9 protein-coding genes are annotated in these 11,306 nt (G+C 50.5%); 4 read left to right on the forward strand and 5 right to left on the reverse strand.

What is annotated here, in order from left to right; all coding sequences use genetic code 11:
• Positions 1 to 135: 135 nt before the first annotated feature.
• The 3 genes from BLX24_RS15335 to BLX24_RS15345 are packed head-to-tail and all read left to right on the forward strand — an operon-like array spanning position 136 to position 2,669.
• Entirely contained in the window at positions 136 to 1,359 is a 1,224-nt protein-coding gene (locus BLX24_RS15335) for a nucleoside permease (RefSeq protein ID WP_071504030.1), read from the forward strand.
• A gap of 2 nt (positions 1,360 to 1,361) precedes the next feature.
• The gene (locus BLX24_RS15340) at positions 1,362 to 2,129 is read left to right on the forward strand and encodes an exodeoxyribonuclease III (protein ID WP_071504031.1); all 768 of its coding nucleotides are present in this window, start codon (positions 1,362 to 1,364) and stop codon (positions 2,127 to 2,129) included.
• Positions 2,130 to 2,186: 57 nt separating this feature from the next.
• Positions 2,187 to 2,669 carry an MOSC domain-containing protein gene (locus tag BLX24_RS15345; RefSeq protein ID WP_071504032.1) on the forward strand — a complete coding sequence of 161 codons (483 nt, stop codon included), beginning with the start codon at positions 2,187 to 2,189 and terminating at the stop codon, positions 2,667 to 2,669.
• Here BLX24_RS15345 and BLX24_RS15350 read toward each other — a convergent pair.
• From BLX24_RS15350 to BLX24_RS15360, 3 genes are read right to left on the reverse strand one after another with little or no spacing between them, the layout of a single operon-like run.
• A complete protein-coding gene (locus tag BLX24_RS15350; protein WP_071504033.1) occupies positions 2,666 to 3,439 on the reverse strand; it encodes a hypothetical protein in 774 nt (257 codons plus the stop codon). The genes BLX24_RS15345 and BLX24_RS15350 overlap by 4 nt on opposite strands.
• 57 nt (positions 3,440 to 3,496) lie before the next feature.
• Positions 3,497 to 4,165 carry an HAD family hydrolase gene (locus BLX24_RS15355; RefSeq protein WP_071504034.1) on the reverse strand — a complete coding sequence of 223 codons (669 nt, stop codon included), beginning with the start codon at positions 4,163 to 4,165 and terminating at the stop codon, positions 3,497 to 3,499.
• A gap of 12 nt (positions 4,166 to 4,177) precedes the next feature.
• Positions 4,178 to 5,377: an MFS transporter gene (locus BLX24_RS15360; RefSeq protein ID WP_071504035.1), complete on the reverse strand. Its 1,200-nt coding sequence runs from the start codon at positions 5,375 to 5,377 to the stop codon at positions 4,178 to 4,180.
• 130 nt (positions 5,378 to 5,507) lie between these two features.
• On the opposite strand from BLX24_RS15360, the gene BLX24_RS15365 reads away from it, so the two are divergent.
• Positions 5,508 to 6,353, forward strand: coding sequence for a helix-turn-helix domain-containing protein (locus BLX24_RS15365; RefSeq protein WP_071504036.1), 846 nt, complete (start codon positions 5,508 to 5,510; stop codon positions 6,351 to 6,353).
• Here the strand turns inward: BLX24_RS15365 and BLX24_RS15370 are convergent.
• Both BLX24_RS15370 and BLX24_RS15375 read right to left on the reverse strand, forming a co-directional pair.
• Positions 6,325 to 7,368 (reverse strand): glycoside hydrolase family 113, encoded by a 1,044-nt coding sequence (locus BLX24_RS15370; RefSeq protein WP_071504037.1) that lies wholly within the window; start codon positions 7,366 to 7,368, stop codon positions 6,325 to 6,327. The two genes, BLX24_RS15365 and BLX24_RS15370, sit on opposite strands and share 29 nt — an antisense overlap.
• Before the next feature lie 24 nt (positions 7,369 to 7,392).
• A complete protein-coding gene (locus BLX24_RS15375) occupies positions 7,393 to 11,064 on the reverse strand; it encodes a VCBS repeat-containing protein (protein ID WP_071504038.1) in 3,672 nt (1,223 codons plus the stop codon).
• Positions 11,065 to 11,306 lie beyond the last annotated feature (242 nt).

The following is an 11,306-nucleotide window of genomic DNA, read 5'->3' on the forward strand; positions in this document are numbered from 1 at the left end:
GCCGATATTTTTTGGACGGTTCCCGGAAAGGATTAACCTCTATTTATACCAGATAAATGGTTTGGTGTACTTCCATTGGGCAATCAGTAATATTGTCTAATTTACGCCTTTCATTGCAAAAAATTAACATTCCTGATGAAACTAGTAACCCGCGTTCAACTTTCCCTCATGATGTTTCTGATGTTCTTCATGTGGGGGGCCTGGTATGGCCAGATGAGTAAATATCTCCTGACACAACTGAATGCAACCGGCGATCAGGTCGGTAATGCCTACACGGCCTTCTCGCTGGCAATGATCATTGCTCCGTTCTTCATGGGCATGATTGCCGACCGGTATTTTGCGGCCCAGCGCGTTATGGGTGTGTTGTGTCTGGCAGGCGCGGGTATTCTGTATTTCCTGATGAAAGAAACCAACCCTGATAACTTCTTTTATCTGATTCTGGCCTACTGTATCACCTTTGCCCCCTTGCTGGCATTATCTAACTCAATTGCCATGCAGCAGATGGTCAGTCCGGAAAAAGAGTTTCCCGGCATCCGTGTTATGGGAACAATTGCCTGGATTCTGGTAACAAATATTGTCGGCTATTACGGTTTTGGGGATAAGGCACAGATTTTTGAACTGGCGATGTATGCTTCGGCTGTTCTGGGTGTTTTCTCGTTCTTCCTGCCCAATACGCCGCCGAAACAAACTGAAGGGGCATCTGTCTCGCAAATCCTGGGCCTCGATGCGTTTAAACTCTTTAAAGACCGCTCATTTGCTATCTTCTTCCTGTCGTCGGTGCTGATCTGTATTCCGTTATCATTCTACTATGCCATGGCTAACCCGTCGCTGACGGATTCGGGGATGACCAATGTCGAAAACAAAATGTCGCTGGGTCAGGCATCGGAGGTGATTTTTATGCTGCTCATTCCGTTTGCCTTTACGCGGCTGGGCGTAAAGAAAATGCTGATCGTCGGGCTAGTGGCCTGGATTGCGCGGTTCCTCCTGTTCGGGTATGGCGATGCGTCTACGAGTGAGTGGATGTTATACATTGCCATCCTGCTCCATGGTGTTTGCTACGATTTCTTTTTTGTGACCGGTCAGATTTATACCGACAATAAAGCAGGGGATAAGATTAAATCATCGGCTCAGGGATTGATTACCATTGCTACCTACGGCATTGGCATGGGCATCGGCTCAAAGCTCTCGGGGATTGTACTGGATATGTACACAGCCGCCGACGGTACGAAAAACTGGACATCCGTCTGGTTAGTGCCGGCCGGCATTACGGTTTTTGTGTTGTTGTTGTTTATCTTCTTGTTTACTGATCGTAATAAACCCGTTCCGACTGCCACTGAAATGGTAACGCGGGAAGTGTAGGAATGAAACTGCTTACGTACAATCTGAATGGTATCCGGTCGGCCATGAGCAAGGGGCTCGTAGACTGGCTGGATACCCATCATTTCGATGTCCTTTGTTTTCAGGAAGTGAAAGCCACTCACGATGTGGTTGATCTTAAACCGTTTGAAGACCTTGGCTACTGCTATCACTGGCATGCTGCCGAGAAAAAAGGCTATTCCGGTGTTGCGACGTTTTCGCGTGTGCAACCGGAACGGGCCGTTCCGGGCTGTGGCTTACCCCATTACGATTGCGAAGGCCGCATTCTGCGCACGGATTTCGGCGACCTGACGGTGTTAAACTGTTATTTCCCGTCGGGCACCAGCGGTGATTTGCGCCAGGGGGTTAAAATGCAGTTTCTGGACGAGTTCTATCAGTATGTGCAAGACCTGAAAGCAGAACGTCCGAACCTGATCATTGTAGGTGATTACAACATTGCCCATACGGAAAAAGACATCCATGATCCGGTCCGGAACAAAAACACAACCGGCTTTCTGCCCGAAGAACGGGCCTGGATGACGAAGTGGTTTAGTTCGGGGTTTACTGACAGCTTCCGCCTGATGCACCCGGATGCGGTTGAATACAGCTGGTGGAGTTACCGGGCCGGAGCACGGGCCAACAACAAAGGCTGGCGAATCGACTACATTTCGGTTAGTGATGCCATTCAGGATCGCATTATCGGAGCAGGCCACTTCCGCGAGGCCGTTCATTCTGATCATGCCGGGGTATGGGTGGAACTGTCAGCAAGTTGATACGGTTAGTAGGCTATTGACTTTTCGTAACCGTATTTATTGTCTGATTTCTGACTAATGCAAACACAGCTAAAAGAGCTTTTTGAGCATTTTGCCCATCCGGGGCGTATTGACTGGATCGGTATCCGGCCGGTGCGGCGGGGTGCCATCCGCGAGATGGAAGCCATTGAGGTGACTACCGACAAGGGGATCATCGGAGACCATTACAGCGGCACGAGCGGGAAACGCCATATAACGCTCATTCAGGCAGAACACCTGCCGGTTATTGCTTCGTACATTGATCTGGAGGACGTTACACCCGATCTGCTGCGCCGTAACATCATGGTGTCGGGGATGAATCTGCTGGCATTGAAAGATCACAAAATCCGGATCGGGGAGGCGGTCATTCTGCAAATTACGGGAGCCTGCCATCCGTGTTCTCGGATGGAGCAAAATCTGGGACCGGGCGGCTATAACGCGGTGCGCGGCCACGGAGGCCTGACGGCGCGTGTGCTTCAGAACGGTACTATCCGCGTGGGTGATCCGGTGGTAGTGCTTTAATTACTTTCGGGGTCGGCTTTGATGCGCGAGCGCGACGGTACATTCCGGTAGCCGACCCTGTATAACCGCTCACGGTTCTGGAGCGTAACAATCAGGTCATAGTCTTCAGCCACCAGCAGATAATCATCGTTCAGATCACAAAAGGCAACAAAAGCGTCGGTTTCGGCGGCAGTAATGCTTGTGGCCTGTTCGATCAGCAGCCGTAAGCGCTCCATGGCGAGTTTATGGCGTTTGTACTCCTGCATCAGCGCGGCGGCTTTGCGTTCGCCTTTGGCCCGTTTGCTGAACAATTCATACAGCAGAGTGATACCGGCTCCGTCGGCCACACGGTCAAAGGCCTGTTCGCCGGTTACCTTTCGTGAAGCGACCGGTGCCATCAATTCCTGCTGGATTTCGCGTTTGACTTCTTCGTATCGTTTGGCTGTAATAGTTACCTCTTTGAGCTCATAAACGCGGTCCGGAAGTTTTGGGAGCGGACGGGCATTGATGACCGGGTTGTCGGCGCCGTCCCACTTAATCCCCACGCTGCCGTAGGCCTGATGGGTAAAAATCAGGGAATCACCGGCAAGTGCGGTAATAAAAAAACGTCCGGCCGTATTGGTCCGGACGCGCTGGCGCGTCCGTTTATTAGTCACCGTCCCTTTATCAACACCTTTGCTGTCGTTTCGGTCGATGACTGTACCAATCACATATTTGCCTTGAGCGTAGCCCGATTCTATGGAGCCCCAAAGCCCCGGCAACAGAAGAATCAAAATCTGTAAATACCGCATGAAGAGCGAATTTACAGCTAATCAGGTTGCCGGGGCATTAGGAGGCTGTTAAAAAAACTAAAAAACGATTTCCGGGAATAACGCCTGCAGCCGTTCCGGCGACATTTCGGTGAAATCACGGATAACATCATCAACCAGCGGACGCAGGGTCGCTTCGGGTTCTGTCGTAGACACCCCGACAACGCGGGCTCCCGACGATTTCCCTGCCTTAATACCGGTCAGTGAGTCTTCAAAAACAATGCTTTCGGCCGGGGTCACACCAAGCATATCCATTGCTTTCAGGTAAATTTCCGGATCAGGCTTGGGGTTAGTTACCAGTCCTTCATTCAGGAGTGCATCAAAATAAGGCCGGAACCCAAGCGCATCGATCACAAAATCAAGGTTTTCGACCGGTGCCGACGTTGCTACGGCTGTTTTGATACCAGCCGCTTTCAGGCTTTTCAGAAAGGTCTCCAGACCGGCTACCGGCTGCACCGCATCTTTGTACAATTCCCGGAAAAGAGCTTCCTTTTCATAAGCCAGCTGCCGGGATTCGTCGGCGGTGAGGGGTTTGCCATCAAATAGATGGGCAATAATGTGGTTGTTGTGCTTTCCGGAAATGTATTCGACAAATTCGTCGTCGGATAAGGTTTTTCCGTAGCGTTCATAATATTTACGCCACGCAATCTGGTGATGAGGGTTGGTATCGGCAATGACACCGTCCATATCAAAAATGACTGCTTTCATGTTCAGTTGAGGTTATTCGTGAAGGGTAACTTTGCGGGACAGTGCGGCGGCGACCAGCAGCATCAGCGCTACCAGGCCAAGGCCGTATACCAGCCCGTATGATTCAGAAACAAAGCCAATAACCGGCGGGCCTGCCAGAAAGCCGATAAAGCTGTAAGTGGCAAATGTAGCCAGGCCGGCTGCCGGAGAAATCCCCGGAATACGCATGGATGCAGCATAGAGGATGGGCGCACCCAGTGAGCAGCCTGCGCCGAGGAGCGCAAACCCCGCCAGACTCGTCGCCGGGAAAGGCATAAGAATAGCCATTAAGAGGCCGCTTGCCGCAACCAGACCGCCAAGCAGCAGGATGCGCTTCGATCCGATAAGCGGAATAATGGCATCCCCCAGAAAACGACCCAGCGTCATCGTCAGGGAGAAACTCGCAAAACCGAGTGCTGCCATCTGCTTCGTGGCATGGGCGTTGTCGCGGAGATACACTGCACTCCAGTCGAACGCTACCCCTTCGCCCATTGCTACGGCCAGCCCGATGAGAATCATAATCATCAGCGCCAGATTTGGCTTGACAAAGGATGAACCGGAACTCCCGACAAGCTGGCCCGGAATGCTGACCAGGGTTGGCCGGATCAGAAACGTGATCAGCACCACAAACAGGATAGACACCAGCATATGGGCCGGCGGCGGAATGTGAAACGATATGGCCAGACCTGCCAGACCCGACCCGGTCATGCCGCCCAGGCTCCACATGCCGTGGCAGGCCGACATGATCGAAATCTTTTCCTCGCGTTCGACGTTGGTTGCGGCCGTATTCATGGCTACGTTAATCAGTGCGTTGCACATGCCAACCATGATCAGGCCGGCGGTAAGAACAACGGCGTTCGGCGCATTGATCGGAATCAACATGCTGAAGCACAGGGCCAGAACGGCGACGAAGCAGGAGCGGGCTTCTCCCAGTTTACCGACGATCCACCCGGTCATGGGGTTCATAAGCAATAAACCCACCGGTAAGCCGAACAACGTCATGCCCAGCTCTGCATCACTAAGATGCAGCTTATCTTTAACGTATGGTATATGACTAACCCAGCTCCCGAAAAGCAGACTATCAGTGGCAAAAACAAGACCAACGGCACGTGCTTTCGCAGAAGAAGTAAATGTATGCAGGTTGCGGACAAACCGATTGCCACGCCAACCTATGGTTGAAGTAACCGTATTCATGACGCAAAGGTACTGTCTCAAAAGTGATTCAGCTTCTACTGCATTTACTTCTTATAATGCTATATTTGCATTATGAAATTGTTATTCCTGAGTTTATAATCAATTTTGCATTACATCCTGGAATAGTACTATGCGCCTGCAATTCGAAAAAATAGAACCTGAAGCTGGCAGCTCGTTTAAGGCCGTTCATCATAAGGAGCCAAACAGTTGCTGGGTGTTCTGGCATTATCATCCTGAGTATGAAATTGTTTATCTGCCTTTCGGAAACGGGAAGCAGCATATCGGTCAGCATATTTCGACCTACGAAAACGGGCAGTTGTTATTTATCGGCCCCAATATTCCGCATCTGAATCTGAGTTACGGGGTTGAACACAAGTTTGAAGAGGTTGTTGTACAACTGCGGGAGGATTTTCTGGGAAGCGAGTTTTTCAAAAAACCTGAGCTGGCTGCAATCCACCGGTTGTTTGAGCGGGCCCGGCTGGGGTTGTCCTTCGGGTTGGAAACACGCCGTAAGCTGGGGCCTGCGTTGATTGAACTGCCAACACTGTCACCTTTCGAGCGGATGCTGAGCCTGTTGGCTGTTTTTCAGCATCTGGCTACGACAACCGACGTTACGCCGTTACACGCCGAGGGTATTTTATTTGACCCGAGTCCCCGTGAGCAGGAGCGGATTAACCGTATTTACAAATACGTGGAAATAAATTATGCCAAGCCGATTAATCTGGATGAAGTTGCTGAACTGGCCAATCTGACCGTGCCTGCTTTTTGCCGCTATTTCAGGAAAGTAACACAGATGACCTTTACCGAATTTGTGAATGAATACCGGGTTAATCAGGCACAACGGTTATTGCATAGTTCCCGCACGGTAGCCGATGTCGGATATGCTGTTGGGTTTAACAACCTGTCCCATTTTAATAAAACCTTTAAGGCGGTCACCGGTCAGACGCCTAGCGCTTATCGGGAAGAACTGGTGTAGTCGCCTGCCAGCCTGTCTGCAATACCTGAGCGGCTGCTTTGCCTTGCGGGCTGAACTGGTCGCGTTCGCGGCCGCGGTGAGTGTCCTGCATAAACCATTTCCAGACGAAACCGCCGGCAAACCAGGGTTGTGGCCAGACACTTTCCAGAAAGGCAGTATACGCATTGGCCTGAATGGTTTCGTCGGGTGTGCAGGCTGTTTCAGACTCCCACGGTTTTTCGGCAGAAAAAGCACAGGACCGATACCCGAATTCGGTAAAGAGAATGGGTTTCTGCGTTTTGCGGCTAAATCCTGAAAGGTCACTCAAGTGGCGTTTCCAGCCTTTAACGAGTTGCTTAACCGTTGGTTGCACCTCGTCGGATAAGGGGAAATAGGCATCAACGCCAACGTAGTCAAGGTCGTTCCAGAACGGGATTTTTTCATACCGGTCCCAATTGGCCGCGTAGGTAAGTTTTCCTTTGTACTGCTGTCGTACCTGCCCGATAAGCTGCTTCCAGAATTGTGGCCTGGCGGTCGCAAAACGGTCCAGTTCGGTAGTGATGCAATAGAGGTCGACGTGCAGCGAGTCAGCCATGCGGGCAAAATCGAGAATGTACTGGCTATAATCCGCTTCAAAAGTCTGCCAGTCCTGTTCTGAGTCGAATGACAGATCAAGGTGGGAGCCTCCCATCATCCAGACATGTGGTTTCAGCATGACCTTGAGCCCCTGTTCGCGGGCCAGCTGAATGGTACCGGCAACCCCTTCGGGCGTCTCGCCCCACCATTGACCGCCGCGGCCCTGCTCTTTACGGTTACCGAAATAATGAAAGCGGGCTTCGCCTTTCCGGCAAAATCCATACGGGACAATGGCAATCCACTCGCCGCCGATGCTTTTAACTTCGGTCAGGCTATTGGTTTCCGGTTTACGGGGCGGGGCCACCAGATTCACTCCCTTTAGCTTTTCGCCCGTATACACCACATCAGCGGCTGTCTGGCAACTGAACAGGCAGCTTAAAAACAGGATTAGTCTTAGCATCGGGAGTAAATCTGGTTTGATATGTTATTGGATCTGCCGCTTCTTACCCTGACTGTCGATTACATCAACCCGTTTAGCCTGCGGGCTAAGGGTCAGTATCCGGCCGGATTGTGACAAAAAGGACTGTCCGTACGGAAACTCGACTTTCTCTTTCCGGCCATTCGCATACGTAATGATTGCGGAAGCATCGGTAGGCCGCAGGCGCAGGATGCGGGCAGGCTTCTGATCCTTAAATACACACAACCGGCCACGATTTTGCGACGCCACGAGCAGCTCATGCCCTTTGGCATCGCTGAGCTGTGCCAGCCCTTTGGCATTAGCGGGCACAAAGAAACCACTCGCGGCCAGCGACTGAGGAGCAAAGCCGCCTTTGCCGTCGCCCTTAAGCCATAACCCGTTCAGACCATCGTACCGGCCCATCAATACCTCACCGCTATAGTCATTTCCGACCAGCATAACATCCAGATTTCCGTCACGGTCGACATCACTGGCGACCATACCAAATATTGGTGCCAGTTGCGCCAGTGCAGGCAGCGGACGGATAGCAAAGGTGCCATCCCCTTTATTTTCCAGGTAAGACGACTGAAAATAATTAGCCTCCAGTACCAGCGCTTTTTCACGCTCTTCGGGTTTGAGAAGCTTGTCGATGGTTGCGGTCGTAAAGTCTTTGTAATACGGGAAACGTGCCCGCATGGCAATCATCTGCTTAATCAGATCTTCCCGGCCATGGAAGGTATATTCCTGCATTTTACCGGATTCATCAGGGATATAAATGGTCGGGATGGCATCATAAAAGCCGTTGTTGTCAAAATCGGCCGCATATAAACGGGCAGGCTGTGCATCACTGGCCCGCATGCGTGCGTTGAGCCCAAGATTACCGGCTATGTAATCGACATCGCCATCATGGTCAAAATCACCGGAAACCAACGAGTTCCACCAGCCTTTTTTAGCACTGAGAGTTTTGTCCTCGGCTTTGACCAGTTTCCCCTGCTGATTTTTTAACAGCGTCAATGGCATCCATTCGCCGGCCAGGAAAAGGTCCTGCCAGCCATCATTATCAACATCTGTCCATAACGCATCGCAAACAAGGCCGATGTCTTTCAGATTCGGGGCTACCTGTGCCGTTACGTCGGTGAACTTCACCTGACCGGCTTTAGAATCATTACGCAGGATCAGGCTGGAAACGGGCTTCGGATAATGATCGGGCTCAACGCGGCCGCCAACGAACAGATCCAGATCGCCGTCACGGTCAAAATCGGTGGCTTTAACACAGGATTTGCTAGAGAAAACAGGGGGTAGTGCATTGACTGCCAGTGTGAAATTTCCTTTTCCATCGTTCAGGTATAAACGATCCATGTATACCTCTGTACCGGCATTCCCTTCTATGCCACCACTGGCAATATACAAGTCGACATCACCATCCTGATCGACATCAAGCAACAGAGTGCCCATGTCTTCCGACTGCTTTTCCGGGTTTGGTGAAGGATCGCGCAACGACGAAAGTGTAATCGGTTGCAAAGCGCCGGTCTGCGCCCTGGCGGTTGCCGGAAATAATGGCTTTCCGGTAAACTTACCGTTCGCCGTCTGGATAAAAAACGTGCCCTGATGAAAGCGGGAACCGCTGACAAAGAAATCATCCAGACCATCGCCGTTGACATCGCCAACCGCCACTGCCGGCGCAAACTGCGACAACTTATGCGGCAATAATTTCTGGACGTTATAGTCAATATACTCCGGTTCCTGATGGGTAAAGTTGATCCCAAGCGAATCTGTGACTTCCGTAAAGAGCGGTTTTGCATCAGGTTCCGGAACTACGTTCTCCGTTGCATCCTTGCTGTTAACGGTCAGCGTTTGATTTACCTTTACGTTGCGCAGCGTTTGTTTTACTTCTCCGTTACGGGTTGGCCAGATAACCCGGACTTCGTCAATGGTTTGAACGTTGCCCAAACCAAAATGGGCCGATGGCTCAACAGTTGACAGATAGCCCCGATACGGGCTGTGTTCATACACCTGCTTCCGGGCTTCATTCGTTTTCGGGTCATGGTAGTACAGCTCAACAATAGCCCCTAGCCCCATGCGGTTTTGCGCCGGACCAGCAAACTGCATACGCAGGTAGTTGGCGTTATCTGCTTTACGTTCCACCAGATTATTGCGGTATACGAAGGCCGAATCGTTAATGTTGTTGACGACGTAATCGAGGTCGCCGTCGTTGTCAAGATCCCCATAAGCCGCTCCGTTCGAGAACGATGGCTGTTTTAATCCCCATTTTTCAGTAACGTCGCTGAAGGTCAGATCGCCGTTATTTTTAAAGGCATAGTTACTGATTTTCACCACCGGAATCTGCGACAGCATGTATTCTTTCGTCGATACCGACGAACTGTTTGCGCGGAAGGAGATAAAGTCGCGGTCGGTGATGTCTTTCGGAAAACCATTCGTTACGACCAGGTCGCGGTTGCCGTCATGGTCAAAATCGATCAGCAGGGGAGACCAGCTCCAGTCGGTCTCGGCTACATCCGAAAACAGGCTGATTTCGCTGAAAACCGGGGCTCCTTTTTTCGACTTGCCTTGTGCGGGCCGGTTGCCCATGTTCAGTTGCAGCGTATTCCTTACGTACTGATAACCAAAGTTATATTCTTCGTTGTTGAGGTAAACCTGGTAGCTGCTGGGGCCCATCAGCATTTTCTTCCGGTAGTTGTCGCGCGGAAGCATGTCTACCGCCACAATATCGGCCAGGCCATCGTTGTTGATGTCAGCCACGTCGTTCCCCATGGCGGAGTTGCTGGTGTGCTTCAGGTAGGTCTGACGCTGATCCGTAAAGGTTCCATCCTGATTATTGATGTACATCAGGTCATCAGAGAGGTAATCATTCGTCACGTAAACGTCTTTCCAGCCATCGCGGTTGATGTCGCAGATGTTAATGCCCAGGCCATACCCTTCAATCTGTATCCCTGCCTGTTTGGATACGTTTTCGAACAGGGGTTTAGCATTCAGAGATGCGTTGGCTAAACGCTCAACCGACAGGTTGCGGTACAGCCGGTCGGTGGTAGGGGAGGTGCCGTTTGTGATTTTAGGGCGATAGGCGTTCGGATACTGCTCAATGGTATTTGTAAGTACATACAAGTCGAGGTCACCGTCATTGTCATAATCGAAAAAGGCAGCATTGGTGGTATGCCCGTCATCTGCAATGCCATATTCCTTTGCCATTTCCTTGAAAACCGGCGTGCCCCCTTTTGTTCCACCCTGATTTACATAGAGCAGATTCTGCCGTTTTTCAGGGTCTTTGAAAACGGTTGCACCCACATAAATATCCAGCCAGCCATCATTGTTAATATCGACCAGCGCTACACCGGAACACCATTTGCCGTTGCCGCCAACACCGGCCTTCGTCGTAATATCCTCAAATTTTAACTCACCCTGGTTGATATACAGCTTATTGGCTACCTGATTTCCCGAAAAAAACACATCCTGTAAACCATCATTATTGAAATCGCCGATGGCGGTTCCGCCCCCATTATAGATGTATTCAAAATCGAGGATGTTCATGGAGTCGTTGTCGGTAATCCGGTTAGAAAAGGTAATCCCGGTTTTATCGGCCGAAACGAGTGTAAACAAAGTATCTGACTGTTGTTGGCATGCCGTACTTAGCCAGCCAACCATGGCAACTGCGGTAGCAACAAGTAGAACGCGTTGGAGCATTGTTCAGTAGGTAAATTAGAATGGCTAAAATACAAAAAACAGTTGGAATGGTGCCATGATTGATGTTTTAGTAAGCAGAGCTGCAAATACAATTTCAGACCGCTCAATAAATTTATACAAAAAATAAAAAAAAGTATACAATTTTCTGAATGTTGATTGTCAGTCTAATAATGATACTAATAGTAAATGAATTGATAAAAAAGTACATAAAATGCACCGTATTGGCTCCTTGTATATTTCCT

This window comes from Arsenicibacter rosenii (assembly GCF_001870735.1).
Taxonomy (GTDB): domain Bacteria; phylum Bacteroidota; class Bacteroidia; order Cytophagales; family Spirosomataceae; genus Arsenicibacter; species Arsenicibacter rosenii.